This is a genomic window from Streptomyces sp. NPDC047049, from assembly GCF_040643995.1.
In the GTDB taxonomy this organism is placed as follows: Bacteria; Actinomycetota; Actinomycetes; order Streptomycetales; family Streptomycetaceae; genus Streptomyces; species Streptomyces mooreae.
In genome coordinates, this window is the sequence record NZ_JBEYVM010000023.1 from 57,616 (window position 1) to 72,119 (window position 14,504).

General features: G+C 69.4%; 19 protein-coding genes. 17 read left to right on the top strand and 2 right to left on the bottom strand.

Translation table 11 applies throughout. From position 1 onward, the window contains the following. The first annotated feature begins 101 nt into the window (after positions 1–101). The 3 genes from ABZ851_RS32955 (at position 102) to ABZ851_RS32965 (ending at position 4,693) form a co-directional block, all read left to right on the top strand. Positions 102–1,868, top strand: coding sequence for a hypothetical protein (locus ABZ851_RS32955; protein ID WP_361135534.1), 1,767 nt, complete (start codon positions 102–104; stop codon positions 1,866–1,868). Between the two features lie 20 nt (positions 1,869–1,888). Then, complete coding sequence (locus tag ABZ851_RS32960) at positions 1,889–2,269, top strand: hypothetical protein (RefSeq protein WP_361135537.1); 381 nt, start codon at positions 1,889–1,891, stop codon at positions 2,267–2,269. 96 nt (positions 2,270–2,365) lie between these two features. Next, positions 2,366–4,693, top strand: a complete 2,328-nt coding sequence (locus tag ABZ851_RS32965; RefSeq protein ID WP_361135540.1) for a hypothetical protein — start codon at positions 2,366–2,368, stop codon at positions 4,691–4,693. Between the two features lie 234 nt (positions 4,694–4,927). Here the strand turns inward: ABZ851_RS32965 and ABZ851_RS32970 are convergent, their stop codons facing one another. Next, the gene (locus ABZ851_RS32970) at positions 4,928–5,152 is read right to left on the bottom strand and encodes a hypothetical protein (RefSeq protein WP_361135542.1); all 225 of its coding nucleotides are present in this window, start codon (positions 5,150–5,152) and stop codon (positions 4,928–4,930) included. An 89-nt stretch (positions 5,153–5,241) separates the two neighbouring features. Here ABZ851_RS32970 and ABZ851_RS32975 point away from each other — a divergent pair, with 89 nt between their 5' ends. From ABZ851_RS32975 to ABZ851_RS33030, 12 genes are all read left to right on the top strand, one after another. Then, entirely contained in the window at positions 5,242–5,700 is a 459-nt protein-coding gene (locus ABZ851_RS32975; RefSeq protein WP_361135546.1) for an RRQRL motif-containing zinc-binding protein, read from the top strand. Positions 5,701–5,718: 18 nt separating this feature from the next. Next, positions 5,719–6,186: an NUDIX hydrolase gene (locus tag ABZ851_RS32980; protein WP_361135548.1), complete on the top strand. Its 468-nt coding sequence runs from the start codon at positions 5,719–5,721 to the stop codon at positions 6,184–6,186. Between the two features lie 122 nt (positions 6,187–6,308). Next, positions 6,309–6,884, top strand: a complete 576-nt coding sequence (locus ABZ851_RS32985) for a hypothetical protein (protein WP_361135551.1) — start codon at positions 6,309–6,311, stop codon at positions 6,882–6,884. Next, positions 6,881–7,171, top strand: a complete 291-nt coding sequence (locus ABZ851_RS32990) for a hypothetical protein (RefSeq protein ID WP_361135554.1) — start codon at positions 6,881–6,883, stop codon at positions 7,169–7,171. The genes ABZ851_RS32985 and ABZ851_RS32990 overlap by 4 nt, the downstream gene beginning before the upstream one ends. A 116-nt stretch (positions 7,172–7,287) precedes the next feature. Then, on the top strand, positions 7,288–7,794 hold the full coding sequence (locus tag ABZ851_RS32995) for a hypothetical protein (protein ID WP_361135557.1): 507 nt from the start codon (positions 7,288–7,290) through the stop codon (positions 7,792–7,794). Between the two features lie 114 nt (positions 7,795–7,908). Then, on the top strand, positions 7,909–8,889 hold the full coding sequence (locus ABZ851_RS33000; protein ID WP_361135560.1) for an ATP-binding protein: 981 nt from the start codon (positions 7,909–7,911) through the stop codon (positions 8,887–8,889). Next, a complete protein-coding gene (locus ABZ851_RS33005) occupies positions 8,886–9,086 on the top strand; it encodes a hypothetical protein (protein WP_361135563.1) in 201 nt (66 codons plus the stop codon). The genes ABZ851_RS33000 and ABZ851_RS33005 overlap by 4 nt, the downstream gene beginning before the upstream one ends. Before the next feature lie 10 nt (positions 9,087–9,096). Further along, complete coding sequence (locus ABZ851_RS33010) at positions 9,097–9,402, top strand: hypothetical protein (RefSeq protein WP_361135566.1); 306 nt, start codon at positions 9,097–9,099, stop codon at positions 9,400–9,402. A gap of 195 nt (positions 9,403–9,597) precedes the next feature. Beyond that, complete coding sequence (locus tag ABZ851_RS33015) at positions 9,598–10,062, top strand: hypothetical protein (protein ID WP_361135569.1); 465 nt, start codon at positions 9,598–9,600, stop codon at positions 10,060–10,062. Next, positions 10,059–10,232 (top strand): hypothetical protein, encoded by a 174-nt coding sequence (locus ABZ851_RS33020; RefSeq protein WP_361135572.1) that lies wholly within the window; start codon positions 10,059–10,061, stop codon positions 10,230–10,232. The genes ABZ851_RS33015 and ABZ851_RS33020 overlap by 4 nt, the downstream gene beginning before the upstream one ends. A 112-nt stretch (positions 10,233–10,344) precedes the next feature. Further along, positions 10,345–10,779 (top strand): RNase adapter RapZ, encoded by a 435-nt coding sequence (locus ABZ851_RS33025; protein WP_361135575.1) that lies wholly within the window; start codon positions 10,345–10,347, stop codon positions 10,777–10,779. Next, entirely contained in the window at positions 10,779–11,471 is a 693-nt protein-coding gene (locus ABZ851_RS33030) for a hypothetical protein (protein WP_361135578.1), read from the top strand. Before ABZ851_RS33025 ends, ABZ851_RS33030 begins: the two co-directional genes overlap by 1 nt. A gap of 422 nt (positions 11,472–11,893) precedes the next feature. On the opposite strand, the gene ABZ851_RS33035 is transcribed toward ABZ851_RS33030, so the two are convergent. Beyond that, on the bottom strand, positions 11,894–12,424 hold the full coding sequence (locus tag ABZ851_RS33035) for a hypothetical protein (RefSeq protein WP_361135581.1): 531 nt from the start codon (positions 12,422–12,424) through the stop codon (positions 11,894–11,896). A gap of 271 nt (positions 12,425–12,695) precedes the next feature. Between ABZ851_RS33035 and ABZ851_RS33040 the strand changes: the two genes are divergently transcribed. After that, complete coding sequence (locus tag ABZ851_RS33040) at positions 12,696–13,334, top strand: plasmid partition protein (RefSeq protein WP_361135585.1); 639 nt, start codon at positions 12,696–12,698, stop codon at positions 13,332–13,334. Then, a complete protein-coding gene (locus tag ABZ851_RS33045) occupies positions 13,331–14,320 on the top strand; it encodes a hypothetical protein (RefSeq protein ID WP_361135588.1) in 990 nt (329 codons plus the stop codon). Before ABZ851_RS33040 ends, ABZ851_RS33045 begins: the two co-directional genes overlap by 4 nt. Positions 14,321–14,504 lie beyond the last annotated feature (184 nt).

Below are 14,504 nucleotides of genomic sequence, written 5' to 3' on the forward strand. Positions count from 1 at the left end.
TTAATTACTCCTTCCCTCCTGGCGGAGAGCGCCGCAATCGGGCCCAGTGATCCGACTGATCGGGCGCTCTTCGCTGGGAGGTAAGGAGTAAGGAACCGCCGATGAACACGGAGAGTGAGGAATTGATGGCGACCGATGCGGCGCCCCCGGTCTCTGGGGGATCCCCCGATCTGCCGGATCCGCCCACCTCGCCGACCGCCGGCACCGCGACGACACCGACCGGTGACACCGGCATCATGGCCGCCCTGATGGCCGCGGTGGAGCCGGCCCGGCCCGTCAGCGCGACCGGCGCTGGCACCAGGCCGGCCGGTGACGATCCGGCCGCGAAGGCGGACCCCGGCGGATCGCTGGACCGCTCCTCCCCGGGGGTCACCAGCGAATCGTTCAAGGCTCCGGAGGACCTGGCCGGTGCCGGCTCCGACGCAGCCGGCGCCCGGTACAAGGAGGGCGTGATCAAAACGCTGATCCGAGCCGGTGCGACCCGCTGGGCGAAGGGTGGCGGGACAGCCAACAAGCGGCTGGATCTGGAGAAAGCCAGGGCTGGCGCGCACCAGGTGAAAGAGGCCCGGACCACCACGGTCATGAAGTCGCCTGGACTTCCCACCCGAAATGGCTCCGGAGGGGCCGGTGGAGGGGCTCGAAATTCCGGCGGAAATGGCAGCAGAAATTCCGGCCGCAGTTCCATCGGAAAAGGCTCCACAGGCACCGGAAGTGGCGGGAGCGGCGGTGCCACCGGAGGTGGCGGGCGCGGTTCATCTGGCTCGAATGGGAGCGGTGGATCAGGCGGCGGCCGCGGCACCAGCGGAAACGGTGGTGGGGGCTCGTCGAAGAAATCCGGCTCCAAGGGGGCGACCGATTCCGGGAACAAGGGAAAGGGCGGCTCCTCGGGAAACGCGGGAGCTGGCGGAAAGGCTGGCAAGGACGGAAAGGCCGGTGCCTCCGGAAGTAGCGGTGGATCGTCGTCCGGCGGTAACTCCGGCGACTCGAAGGGCAAGGCCGACAAGGGCAAGAAGACCGGCGACAGTTCGAAGGGCGCCGGCGAATCCTCTGGGAGCGGCGGCGCGGCTGGCGAACCGGGCAAGGCCGACGGGGCCGACGGCTGCGACACCCGGACCCCGCTCCAGCGCTCAAGGGAAACCGGCCACGGCGACGGCTCCGCGGTGCGGAACGCGGTCGACCACGTCAAGGCGTACGCGCTGGGCGCGAAGGACGGATACCAGGACAAGAAGAAGGAGAACGGCAAGGAACACGCACGGCTGGACAAGGCGCACGCCGCCCACAAGGCGAAGCAGCAGGAGTCGAAGAAGCAGGGGGTGACGGTCACCGGCCCCTCCGGCCAGACGCTCGTCATCGCCCCGCCGGACGAAGGAGACGACGGAGTGAGTACGGACGTGAAGCCCCTCCGGGTCAAGAAGATCGACCCCAACACCCTGACCCTGGGTACGACTGGCGCGGCCGGCTCGATCAGCCGGAAGGAACTCCGCAACTTCAAGCAGTACGAAAGGAAGTTGGAGGCCAAGGAGATCCACCTGATCAGGGTGGCCGACGCGTGCAAGCAGCTTGAGGCCGCCGCGCAGGACGAGGCGAAGGACTGCCAGCAGCTGGCCGAACAGGCGAAGTCCGTCCAGGGCGGGCAGAAGCTGGCCGGCAAGCTGACCCAGCTGGCCGACAAGGCGAAGGCCCAGGCGACGGAGGCCGCCGAACTGGCCAAGCGGGCGAAGCGCGCCGCGGAGATGTGCAAGGTCGTGCTGACCAACATCGGCACCCGGTACGCGCCGTTGTACAAGGCCGTCGTGGACAGCGACGAGACGAAGCCGGCCGAACTCCGCTTCTACAACGACAAGGGCTCCTACGCGCCCGCCGCGTAGGACCAGGAGGAGACCCGATCATGGCGGAACTGACGTACAAGGCCCTCGTACGCAAGACGGAGGCCAAGGAGAAGGCCCTGGCCCGCAACGCGGAGGGCGTCAAGACGGCCGCGGAGAACATCAAAGCCCTGGCCGACGACACCGCCTCCGACGCGGACGCGCTGGGCGCGAAGTCCGTCGACCGCGACTCCCTGGCCGAGTGCCAGGAGCTGGCGAAGGTCATCCGCGGGGTGTCGCAGGGCGCGATCGACTACGCGGCCAAGACGGCCGACACCGCGAAGGCCGCGAAGGCGGCCGGCGACCAGGCCCGCACCACCCACGCCGGCTTCCAGGAAGCCTTCGATCGCTCCGACGTGACGGACCTGGAGAAGGTGTCGCGCGACTGGTTCGAGCAGGAATAGCACCACCCACCACCGGCGCGGCCGGCCCGGGGATCGCACCCCCACGGGCCGGCCGCGCCCTTGCGGACCACCCAGCATCCAGACAGGAGCACCCCGATGCCCACCATCACTAAGACCGTGCCGAAGGCGGAGCCAGCGGAACGGGCCGCCGCGGCGCTCCAGATCGTCCTCCCCGTCGGGGTGGGCATCCTGTCCCCCCAACTGGACCCGAACGCGGCGGCCTACGTCGGGGCCGGCTTCCTGGCCGGTGCGACGTTCGCCGGCGCCAACTACATGAACCGCCTGGGCCGCTGGGCGAACCAGCTCCCCGGACTCGACATCGCGCGGGCGCACCGCGACACCATCGGGATCTCCACGATCACCACCGGTATGGGCCTGGCCGTGGGCCAGTTGGGCGGAGCCGAGACGTCCGAAGCGCTGATGGCCGGCGTCTTCGAGCCGACCACCGTTCCCGGGATCCTGTCGCTGGGCTGGTGGGCCGCGGTCGTCTTCACCGGCTGGCGCCTTCGCCGTATCTTCGGCCGGCGGAAGATCGAGGTGGAGCAGGCACCGACGGAGACCGGCCCGACCAATACCGGCGCGCCCGGCCCGGTGTCCCTGGCCGACAAGATGATTGCTGCCTGGGGGCGGGTGATCAGCGACCCGAAGACGGGACGTCACCGCAACCAGGTCCTGTCGGACGTCGTCATCTACGCGGACCGCTGGGAGGGCCGGATCACCGCGGCCCTGGGCGACTCCGTGAACGTGGCGAAGGAGACCGTCTCCAGCCTCCTCGGCCGCTCGGTCGAGGACATCGACATGAAGTACGGCGCGCACTCCGGAGAGGCGTTCATCACCGTCTGGTACACCCAGCGCGCGGAGCTGGACCCCTCCACCCTCGAGGGCGCCTGGAAGCGAGTCCGGGCGCGCCTCCTTCCGAAGACCCACCTGGAGGAGGTCGGCAAGGACGAGAACACCGGCGGCCAGGTGGCGCGCGTCGTGGCCGACGACGACCTGGACGCACTCCCCCGCGTCGTCAACGTCGGGGAGCTGGCCGGCGCGCTCCGCCGCTCCATCGACCTCGTCTCCTACGAGCCGGGACGGCGCGATCCGCGTCGCGCGATCATCCGCGTCATGGACCACAACCCGCTGGAGGCCGGCCACGACTTCCAGGGCCTGGACTCCCTGGTGGCCACCCCGGGCGGTTGGGTCAACATCGGGAAGATCGTCTCCGGCTTCCCCGCGAAGATCCAGCTGTTCGACCGGAAGCTGGGCGCCCTCCACGTCGTGATCGCCGGTACCACCGGCTCCGGCAAGGGAGGCACGGGCCAGATGATCAGCCTGGCGTACCACGCCAACAAGATGGCGCAGATCTACGGCGACCCGAAGGGCGCCAGCAACCCCGCGATTCCGAAGATGGCCGCGTACAGCGGCCTGACGAAGTACGGCGCCCTGGGCGCCATGCGGCTGTCCTGGTGGGTCCTCCAGCACCGGATCGAAGAGGCCGCCCGCCTGGACCTGAAAAACTTCACACCGTCCGCGATGCGGCCGTACTGCGCCACCCTGCTGGACGAGGCCGCCCAGATGCTGGCCCCGGGCGCACCGAACCGCAAGGAGGCCGTGAAGATCGTCAAGGACGGCGCCTCTCTGACCCGCTCCATGGGTATGCCCTGGGTCCTGATCAACCAGACCGTGAACCTGGACCAGTTGGGCGGAGAGCAGGCGATCCGCGCCAACCTCCTGGCCGGCGGAACCTGGATCATCCTCCGCACCGACAGCGACCAGGTGAACCTGGGCGACCTTCCCCCCGGCTTCGAGGGCCTGGACCCCTCCCTGATCCCGCCGGTATGGGTGGAGGACGACGACGCGCTGGTGTACGACCCAACCATGGAGGAGTCGGACCCGCGCCGCACCTTCGGCCTGGGCTACATCGCGGCACCGGGCGGGCGCGCCGGCATGATGCGGATCGACACCCTGGAGGACGCCACCGAGCACATCCGGCCGGAGAACATCATGGCCCCGGTCGACGTCCCTTGGTGGGGCGACCAGGCGCACATGGAGGAGCTGGCCCAGACCCCCATCCCCGGCTTCGAGGAGAAGGACGACGGCGGCGGATCCGACGAAGCCCCCGCCTCGTTCGCTGGCGTCGATCTCCCGAAGGCCAAGGAGCTGACGTCCGAGGAGAAGGTCCTGGCCGCCCTCCGCGACGAGTCCGACCCCATGTACGTGGACATGGTCGACGAGGGCGACGAGATCGTCCCCGACGACATCGACTACGTGGAGCGGGGCCAACTGCAGGCCGCCTGCGGGGTGGCGGAGTCGACCTTCGCGAACGTGCTGAACAAGCTGGAGAAGGCAGGAAAGATCCACCGGATCAAGGAAGGGAAAGCCTCGAAGGTGGCCCTGGGCGGCCGACCAGAGAAGGCCAGCGACGAGGCCGCATAACCGCGGCCACACAACGGCGCCCTTCCCATGCGGGGGGCGCGCCGTTCCAGTCCGCGCTGACCCGACGCTCTGCCTGGTTCTCGGCCGCCCCGTGGCTGCCGAGGACCGGACAGGCCGCCCGGCCTGTCCCACCAACTGCGCAGCCAGCTGATGAGTTGACGTCGAATCCATCGGAAACGGCAGTTGCGCCGAACGAAGTCATATCCGTGCGGCGCAACTGGTGATGGGCTCGAGCTACTCCTGGGCGGCTCTCGGAGGCCGGCCGCCGCGGTTCGTCCGGTCCCACCCCTTCTCCCACGTCACGACAGCGGCACGCTCCCAGACTCTGCCTGCCTTCGTCTGGGCGACCGGAGCGGGGAAGTCGGCGCGCGCCACCAGCTTGTTGGCCCGCTGGCGGCTCACGCTCAGCATCTCCCCGATCTCGGTGACGCCGACGTGCTCGGGAGGTGTGTTCGTCATGCCCTTGAGGATCGGGCCCAAGCCAAAACCTGTCAACGCCTTTCGTCTGTAAACGTGTTGACAGGAGAAACTCGTTTACAGCATGGTGGATGCGTACCGAGCGAGACCACCACCTCACCCGGAGGCAAAAGCCAGTGCGTGCACGCGACTTCGACCCAACCGGTGAGCACCACGGCGGCCTCCCCACCTACCCCTGGCGGATGGCCCCGGCCAATGACGGCCTGGCCACCCGCCGCCAACTGCGCGCCCTCGGCCTGCGCATCGGCGGCCAGCCGATCGCCGCGCAAATCCTGTGCCGCAACGGCCGCCGGTACGCGTACCTCTACCGGACCGACCTCGCCAAGCCTGTGCGCCCGATGACGCTCGGCAAGGAGGCCGCGCTCGACAAAGCGATGGCAGCCCGCCAGACCTGCCCTCGCTGCTCGCGCCGGTATTTCACGTGCCTCCCGCTCAAAACACTCGGCAACTGCCTGGAGTGCCACGACGGCACTCCCGCCGACCCGCGCACCTACATCGCTCCCCCGGCCAAGCACCGGCTGGCCGCCTGACCGAAAGGACCTCCGACCGTGCCCACCGACGCCACCGACGAGACGATTCGCTACACCGCCGACGTCGTCTTGCTCGCCGCCGGCAACGTCCTGCTGATCGAGCGGGGCTGGGACCCGTTCAAGGGTCAGTGGGCCCTGCCCGGCGGCCATGTGGACAGGGGAGAGACCAGCCTGGCCGCCGCGGCGCGCGAACTGGTGGAGGAGACCGGCATCACCGTCCCGGTCGCCGGCCTCCGGCAGGTAGGCGCCTACGACGCCCCTGGACGCGACCCCCGCGGCCGGTACGTCAGCGTCGCCTACACGGCCACCCTGCCCTCACCCGTCTCACCGATGGCAGGGGACGACGCCACCGCCGCCCACTGGTGGCCCCTGGACGCGCTCCCCCACCTCGCGTTCGACCACGCCGAAATCCTCGCGCACGCCGCGACTCGCTGCCTCCCCGCAGACGGGGACCATTCACCGGCTGCGGACCGCGGTACCTGCTGAGACCTGACGCCTTGCCTGGTCCTCGCCCCGGCTCCCCGCATCGCCGGCTCCCGCGCCCGCCGACGAACCGCCGTCGGCAGGCGCACTCAACCTCGTCAACCAGATCACTGAAGGGCCCCACCATGTTCCTCATCATCCGTAGGCCCCAGCTCCGCCAGCAGCTCCGTCGGCTCTACCGCTCGATGCATGAACTCCATGACCGGTCCGTCGCCGAGAAGCGCCGAGCCGACACCGCCGCCCAGGAGCTGGAGCAGCTGCAGCTCGCCGTCAATATCTTCCGGCGCCAGAGCATCGAGATCCAGGCGACGATCTCCCGCCTGGACATCCGCGAGAGCGCGGAGGCGTGGGCCCTGGGCGCCCACATCATCGCCCTCCTGGACGGCCCCGTACCGCCCGGCCCGCCGCCCCGCTTCTGCCCCAGCTGTCAGATCGCCGACGTCGAGGACTACGACCTGCCCATCCCCCACACCGACGACAGCGCCCCCTGTGCCCGCTGCCGCCGCTGCGGGCACAACTGGGCGCTGGACCCCGCCGCAGACGGCTGCTGTGTCGCATGCGGCGGCAGCGGCAATCTCGGCCGCCAGGGCCTGGACGACCCGCCCTGCCCCTGCATGACCCCCGAGCAGGACCACCTCCGCAGGATCCGCAGCGGAGGCAACGACCACGCCGGCATCGGCCGGGCCATCCCGCTCTCGTGACCGTCCGGCGCCTGCCCGCCGCCCTGCTGCTCGCGGCCGTGCCCGTCGCTGTGGCGACGGCCACCGCCGTGCTCAAGGCCGGCAACTGGTCGTTGTTCGTCGACCGGCACCGAATCGAGCTCACCCCCAAGGCCCGCCGCTCCTGTTCGCGCTGCCACGGAGAGGGCGGCTGGTGGGTCGGAGGCGCCTTCCCGGAGATGGAGGCGTGCGGCTGCTGGTCCGACCGGCGCGAGCTCCGTATCCGGCTCCTGCCCATCCCGGCCTGGCGGGACCAGCCCCCGTTCTGACCGACCCCGCCCCCGGCCACACAGGCCAGGGGCGGGACCAGCGGGCGACCGCAGCACCGGCAAAGGCCGGCCGCCCGCTCCCCTTCACCCCATTCGAGATCAGGAGAGACACCAGCATGCACCGTCCAGACGTCTTCGCCGCCCTACTCGGACTGACCCGCGCCGGAAGCAAGATCGGAGATTTCTGGGTCCAGGACGATTTCTGCGCCCGCGTGAAGGGCGCCTCCGACGACCACCCGGTCACCTACGAAGACCCGCAGACGAAGGAGAAGACCACCCACGGCACGGCCGACGGCCGCAAGGCGTGCCTGCACCACTGCCTGACCTACACGGCCACGCAGGCGATCGTCGCCGGGGCCGGCGCCCGCGCGCTCGGCATCCGGGTCCACCCCGCCGCCGCGGCCGTGGCGCTGGCGGTGTCCTTCGGCACCCACTACGCCGCCGACCGCCGCGTGCCGGGCAAGGGCCTGCTGGAGAAGATCGCCACCAAGACCGGCAAGGGCAACTTCTACAAGCTGGCCGACTTCGGCATCAACGGCGCTTTCCACCTCGACAGCTCGTGGCACCACGGCTGGGAGACCGTCGCCGCCCTTATCGCCACCACCAAGGCCACCACGCGATGACCGCGGGGGCGGCCAACGGACGTCACCTGGTCGCCCCCCTGCCCCTCCCCGCCTGAGCAACAGCCGTGCCTGTCCCGCCACTTGTGCTCTTGACCTGCAAGGAGAACGCACCTCATGAACTCACCGTTCCGCGCGAACCTGCCGGACAACGCGCTCGTGGTCTTGATCGGGGCCTCCGGCGCAGGGAAGTCCACCCTCGCTGCCACCTGGCCCGACACCCAGGTTCTCTCCCTCGACGCCCTGCGGGGTGACGTGAGCGACGACCCCGGCTGCCAGGACGAGGACGTCACCCAAGATGCCGCCGACGCGCTGGCTGTCATCCTGGAGCGCCGCATGGCGCGGCGCCTCAACACCGTCATCGACGCGACCAACGTCGAACAGTGGGTGCGAGCCAAACTGATCGCCGCCGCCAAGCGGCACCAGATGCCCGCCGTCGCGTTGGTCGTCGCCAGCCCGGCCGAGGTCTGCGTCGAACGGCAGAAGCCGAGGCCGGCCAACCGGGCGGTGCCCGAAGACACCGTCCGCGCCCAGCACAAGGCGATGGTCGCCTCCCACGCGAGCCTCGCGTCGGAGGGCTTCAACCAGGTTCTGTTCGCCGACAGCCTGTACCGCCTGGAGCCCTACTTGCGGCGCCTGAGCGAGGCCCGCAACGCCGACCTCGGATTGGACGGCAGCGACGGCCTGGGCGACCTCCTCCTCCCCCGCCGCAGCTTTGGCCCGGAGATCTTGCACATGTGGCGGTGGAAGCCCGGCTGCGACATCGCGGGTGGTGACCGGGTGGCGGAGATCCGCCTCGGCCAGCAGTACCTCACCCTCGCCCTGCGGCAGAACATCGACGGCAAGGGCGACGTCGGCTTCGACGTCGCCCTGCCCTGCCCGTTCGACCCGGAATGCGAAAGCTACGCGTGGGCGCCGGCCTACAGCATCAGCTGCCTGCATCGGGCGCTCAGCGGCGAGATGGACGGCGACCCGGACACCGTCTGCCCCATCCACGGCGGGTTCGACGACATCGACCAGGAGACCGACGACCAGGACGACGACCCCGAAGGCCGCGCCGACCTGGAGCAGCAGTACGCCGACGCGGTCCGCGCGTGAGCCGCGCCGCCCCCGGGCCGCACCCGCACCCGCTCACCCCGGCTGACCTCCCGGCCGGAGACGAGTGGTGGCGCGGCTGCCCGACCTGCCACCTGCCCATCCAGGGCGGGAGCGCCGGCCTCGCTGAGCACCGCCGCACCGTCCACACCCACCGCGGCGACCCTCGTACGCCGATCACCGTCCAGCTCAACTACTGAGGAGACACTCATGGACACCCAGACCCACGCCCACACCTTCACCGCGCTCGCCGCATGCTTCAGCGCGGACCTCGCCACCTTCATCGCGGAGGACACGCCGCAGGACCCCTCGCCGGCCGACTTCATTGACCTGATCGACCGCGTCCGGAACGTCCTGGGCAGCGCCAGCCTGGGCAATCTGCAGGAGGCCGAGGAGGAACTTGACGCCGCTACCACGTACCTCACCGACGCGCTGAACAGCGCCGAGGACGACCAGGCGACGCTCCTGGCCCATGCGCGTACACACCTGCGCAACGCCCTCGAGGCGATCAACTGACATGCGTTGAGCGCACTCTGTGCCGCCCCTACCCGCCAAAGCAGAGGTCGGGGCGGTCGCAGTGGCTCCTCAACGCAAGCAACACGAAGCCGACTTCGCGGCAGGAGCTTCCGCCCGGGACGGCCGCCAGGCCGGAAAACCATCGGCCGCCCCGGACCACCCACCCCGTTCGAGACGAGAGAGGGAGAGACCAGTATGGCCTCCACCGGACGCCTACACGCCCCGGCCCACCCGGGCACCTGGATCCGCGGCATCACCATCAAGCAGCCGCACGCCGAGTGCATCGTCGCCGGAGCGAAACCGATCGAGAACCGCCCGCGGCCCTGGTCCTGGCGCGGCTGGCTGCTCCTCCACGCGGGCCAGAGCATCGACCGCCCCGCCCTGCGCCTGCCGCTGGTCGCCCGTACGATCCACGGCCGCGCGCTGGCCACCGGCACGGTGATCGGCGTAGCCCGGCTGACGGGCTGCCACCAGGACCCGGCCGACTCCCCGCGATGCACGCCGTGGGCGGAGCCCGGCGCGTGGCACTTGGAGCTCTCGGACGTCCAGGCCCTCGCCCTGCCGATCCCCGCGAGCGGGCAGCTCGGACCCTGGAAGCCCACCGAGGAACTGGTGGCACAGGTGCTCCAACAGTTGCCGAACCTGCGGGCGGCTCGATGAACAGCACCCGGCGCGATGCCGACCACGCCCTCGCCTACCCTGAGCCGGCCGCCTCGCCGCTCTGGCACCGGCACGGCCCGCAGCCCCGGCCGCTCACGCCCCAGCAGCAGCGGCGCAACCGCGAACTCCTGGTGCTCAACCACGGTCACGCTGCCACCCAGCGCACCTAGAACAGCAACACCACTACCCAGCAGTACCACCCGGAGCGCCGCGCCCGACGCACCCGGCCAGTCAGCGCCGCTCCACCGCCTGCTCCCCATCAGCGAAATGGAGGCGCCCTTCATGCGCCCGCCCCACCCGCTCCGCCTGACCTCCTTCGGCTACCTGCACCTGCCGACCGGCCCCGACGGCTCCCCCGTCCCGCCCGCCGCCGACCGGATCGAGGACGTCCGCGACCGGCTCCGCGACCCGGCCGCAGCCCGCGACATCCTCGACCTCGACGGCCTTGACCCCCGCGTCCAGGACGTCGTCCTGAACACCCCCGGCGCCCGCGAACTGCTCAACAACCTCGCGGACTACGCGACTCTGCCCGCCGGCCCCCGCCGCATCGCCATCGGATGTGCCGGCGGCCGGCACCGCGCCAGCGGCCTTACGGAACTCCTGGCCCGAGCACTCCGGGACCGCGGCCGCGAGGTCGAAGTCGAGCACCTCCACGTCCATCTGCCACGCGTCCTTAAGACGCCCGCCAGCCCCGGCACCCAGCAGGAGACCGCCTGATGAGCCGTCGTATGTTCCGCCGCTGCGGCAACGCCCCCAGCGCCCTGTCTGCCGAGGACCTGGCCGTCGTCGACGCGTTCCGCGCGATGCTCGCCGCCGTGCGCCACCCAGAGCTCTGGACCCCCGGCTGCCCCCAAGACGTCGCCGTGAGGGTCGGCCCGTTCATCGAACGCGCACGCCCCCGTTCCGGCGACGACCACGGCCCCGACCTGATTGCCGTCTCCCTGGCCCACCCCGACACCCCGCACGCCGCGGCCTACCTCCACGGCCACCGCCTCGGCTACACCGACAAGGGCTGGCTGCGCTGCGAGACGAACACGATCCTGGGAGTCTGGCAGCCGGCCTACGCCATGCTCACCCACGCCGCCGCGGGCCTGCCCCTTCCCGACGACGTCGGCATGGACCCCGCTCACTACGGCGTCCACGTCGAAGCCCGACGCAGCGACGGCACCTGCTACACGCTGCTCCGCCTCGGGCCCTACACCCAGACCTGGCTCGCCTCCCGCGACGCCGGCCGCGTCAACACCGAGCTGGAGGGCAAGGCAGCCACTGTCATCCCCGGCTTCACCGTCACCGCGAAGGACGCGCCGTTCGACGTCAGCGACCACGCCGCCTACAACGACCCGTACGAGACCGACGTCGCTGTGCTCCTGGCGGCCGCCGTCGAAGGGGCGGGTACCGTGACGGCGTAGGCGGACCGGATGCCGACGATCTGGGCGCACTGAGACCCACGAAGGCCCGTGCCTCTGCGAACGATGCAGCGGCACGGGCTTTCGTGCGTTTTAGGTGCACGCACAGATAGTCGAGCCTGGGGCGAGTCGACCCGCACTGCTACCCCACAGGGGGCTGCACACGGGCTACCGCGCGCGGGGCAACTAGTGGCTGAAACGGTAATTTTCGCCCTCATCGCCCAAAAGGCGACCGCCAGAACGGCGCCATGCACGGCCGAACTCGAAGCGGTTGGTATGGTCCGACCTTGACGCGCCTGCCAGGGCGTCAGATCGCCGCACAGGCGATTCGAGTCCACCGATGAAGGCCGTGCTGCCGCCCAGGACGCTGACCGCCCCACTGAGCGTTGTAGTTGGCCCGCAGGCTCGAAGACCACCGACGAGAGTCAGAGTGTCAGGCGAGTCCGGGCAACCCGCACGAACTCGTTGATGGCTTCCCACATGTGCTGGGTCTTCTCCTGGGCATCGGCGTAGTTGCCCTGATCTTCACCGAGGTGCGGAACCGCCCGGGCTGCTTCCAGCACCCTCGCAGCGGCCTCCCTCACTTCTTGACTGCCCTCAAGTTCCAGGACCAGGCCAGCTGACTGCATCCGCGTCCCTCTGTCGAAGTAGTTTCGGCGGATCTGCTCCGGGTCTCGATCGAAGCCCTGCTGATCAAACATGACCAGGGCGTGGTACCGGCGTATGGCCTGGACGTGCGAGCGAGATGCCGCAACGAACTCGATACACGAATCCCGCAATATCTGTCGCCTCCACTGCTCACGCGTAGCGGCGGCCTGCCCGTCAGTCTGTTGGATCATCGCCTGGGCCTGCACCTTCAACCCGCTGCGACCGAGCCACGCGGCGGTGATCGCCGCGCCGACCCCGAAGACGGCGCCGATCGCGGCACCGAGCAGCGCCGCCCATCCTTGATCCATGACCATCGTTCCCTTCAGGTGTGGAGGTCAGGAGCAGGCTAGGGTGCCTGCGCATGCCGTTCGGAAACGGAGCGCGCCACTAGGCCGATCAGGTCAAGTAGCGCGCTTAGCCACACCCACAAAGCCCGTCTCCTATGGGTGTGATGGGGACGGACCCCATGCGTTTGACGCAGAGCAGCCACGCCCGACATGCGGGCCCCCGACTCAGATTCTGTGGAAAGACCCGGCAGCCGATGCGGAAAGAGGGGCGAACCCTCGGTACGCTCACGCCATGTTCTACCTCGCCAACGTGAGCCCCCGCAGTACGGGCAAGACCACGAACTCAGCGTGGATGGGCCACGCACTGCACGAGCGCGGACGCAAGGTGATCGGCTACGACGCAGACGACTCCAAGCAGTTCAGCCGCTGGCAGGCAGCAGGCAACTATCCCTTCGTCGTCCAGCAAGCAGCCACCCCGGCCTTCCACCTCAACACCCCGCAGATGACCCCGGCCGGGTTCGAGGACGGCATCGGCGTCGTCGACGTCGGCCACCTCGAAGACCACCAGGCCGTGGGCGCCTCCGTGCTGCGGCTCGCAGACCTCGCCATCATTAATCTGCCGCCGTCGATGAACGACGTTGAGCGGATGGAGGAGCTCCCGACCAAGGAGTTCATCCGGAATGTCGCGGCGCTGCGCATGGACAGCCAGCCGCCGGCCACCTGGATTCTCCTGTGCAAGGCCCCGACCGGCGTCAGCGAGATCAAGCAGGTTCGGGAATACCTGGAGGACGAGGGCTACAACGTCTTCAGCACCGTGGTCCCAGCGGTCGTGAAATACATGCGCACCCACGAGGGCAGCGAGATCCAGGCGAAGGGCTCGGTGTTTGACGAACTCGTCACCGAGATGGAAGACCGGGGGCTGCTGCCGTGAAGTCCAATCCCTTCAAGGAGCGTCAGGCCCGTAAGGCCGACAATCAGGACAAGGCGATGCTCCCGGGGCAGCAGGGGGCGGCGCTGCCCGAGGTGCCGAACGCCTCCGCCGGTGGCCCGGCCGCTGGACACACCATCACCTTCGCCCAGGGGCGCGCGGAGAAGATGCTGACGTTCGCCGACCTGCCGGACCCCGTGGAGACGCCGGGCGCCACCGGTGACCTCAGCCAGGAAGAGGAAGAAATCCTCGCCCTGTGCATGCAAGGCATCAAGCAGTTCGAGAACGCGTGGTGGGTCATGGGCAAGGCCATGGCGAACATCAACGCCCGGCGCCTGTACCGCAAGACACACCGCACTTTCGAGGACTTCGCCCAGGACATTTTCAACAAGTCCCGGCCGCTCGCGTACGAGGAGATGAGCTCCTATGCGATCGGCGAGTTGCTGTCTGCACGCGCAGACAAAGCGTTCGAAGGTAATTCGAACGATGTGTCTGCACGTGCAGACATCCCGGTGATCGGCAAGAAGGCCGCCGGCGCCCTCAACCCGATCACCAAGGACTACGGAGCCGAGGTCTCCGTCGCCGTCCACGAGACCATCGAGGACACGACCGGCCAGAAGGTGGCCGTCAAAGCGATCAAGGGCATCGTCCAGCAGCTTCCCCGTAAGGCAGAGAAGGAACTCACCCAGGACGAACTGACCGCGCTGGCCCGCGAACTCGCGACGGCCCAGCCTCAGGACGGCCGTGAGTCCGGTGGTCGACAGGGCGAATCGGAGAGGGCCTCCCGCGACACACCGGCCCTGGACGCACTCCGCGCGGCCGTCTCCGAGCTGGAGTCAGCGCACCGCGCCCTTGCCCCAGCGAAGATCAAGAAAGCTCTCGAAGAGAACCCGGATCAGGCCGCGAAGATCCTGGCCGATGCCAAGGCGACGGCGGACAAGGCTTCCAACCGGGCCAGTACCTTCCTGTCTGAGCAGCCGCGACGCTGACCATATGCCGATGGGCGGGACCAGAGCGCTCCTGGTCCCGCCCATCGACGTTCCCGGACGATCACTATTCGCTGACGATCGTTGCTGTACGTCCGCCTGACAGGGGAGGTCAGCAAGCGGCCATGAGAGTGTGAGGGTCGCTTGCAAGCACTGTGAAAGAAGGGGAGCGGCGTGGCTGTGGGGA

Excerpts from the sequence above, each read along its gene's own strand:
- ABZ851_RS32955 (WP_361135534.1), top strand. The coding sequence starts at position 102 with ATGAACACGGAGAGTGAGGAATTGATGGCGACCGATGCGGCGCCCCCG.
- ABZ851_RS32960 (WP_361135537.1), top strand. The coding sequence starts at position 1,889 with ATGGCGGAACTGACGTACAAGGCCCTCGTACGCAAGACGGAGGCCAAG.
- ABZ851_RS32965 (WP_361135540.1), top strand. The coding sequence starts at position 2,366 with ATGCCCACCATCACTAAGACCGTGCCGAAGGCGGAGCCAGCGGAACGG.
- ABZ851_RS32970 (WP_361135542.1), bottom strand. The coding sequence starts at position 5,152 with ATGACGAACACACCTCCCGAGCACGTCGGCGTCACCGAGATCGGGGAG.
- ABZ851_RS32975 (WP_361135546.1), top strand. The coding sequence starts at position 5,242 with ATGCGTACCGAGCGAGACCACCACCTCACCCGGAGGCAAAAGCCAGTG.
- ABZ851_RS32985 (WP_361135551.1), top strand. The coding sequence starts at position 6,309 with ATGTTCCTCATCATCCGTAGGCCCCAGCTCCGCCAGCAGCTCCGTCGG.
- ABZ851_RS32995 (WP_361135557.1), top strand. The coding sequence starts at position 7,288 with ATGCACCGTCCAGACGTCTTCGCCGCCCTACTCGGACTGACCCGCGCC.
- ABZ851_RS33000 (WP_361135560.1), top strand. The coding sequence starts at position 7,909 with ATGAACTCACCGTTCCGCGCGAACCTGCCGGACAACGCGCTCGTGGTC.
- ABZ851_RS33010 (WP_361135566.1), top strand. The coding sequence starts at position 9,097 with ATGGACACCCAGACCCACGCCCACACCTTCACCGCGCTCGCCGCATGC.
- ABZ851_RS33015 (WP_361135569.1), top strand. The coding sequence starts at position 9,598 with ATGGCCTCCACCGGACGCCTACACGCCCCGGCCCACCCGGGCACCTGG.
- ABZ851_RS33020 (WP_361135572.1), top strand. The coding sequence starts at position 10,059 with ATGAACAGCACCCGGCGCGATGCCGACCACGCCCTCGCCTACCCTGAG.
- ABZ851_RS33025 (WP_361135575.1), top strand. The coding sequence starts at position 10,345 with ATGCGCCCGCCCCACCCGCTCCGCCTGACCTCCTTCGGCTACCTGCAC.
- ABZ851_RS33030 (WP_361135578.1), top strand. The coding sequence starts at position 10,779 with ATGAGCCGTCGTATGTTCCGCCGCTGCGGCAACGCCCCCAGCGCCCTG.
- ABZ851_RS33035 (WP_361135581.1), bottom strand. The coding sequence starts at position 12,424 with ATGGATCAAGGATGGGCGGCGCTGCTCGGTGCCGCGATCGGCGCCGTC.
- ABZ851_RS33040 (WP_361135585.1), top strand. The coding sequence starts at position 12,696 with ATGTTCTACCTCGCCAACGTGAGCCCCCGCAGTACGGGCAAGACCACG.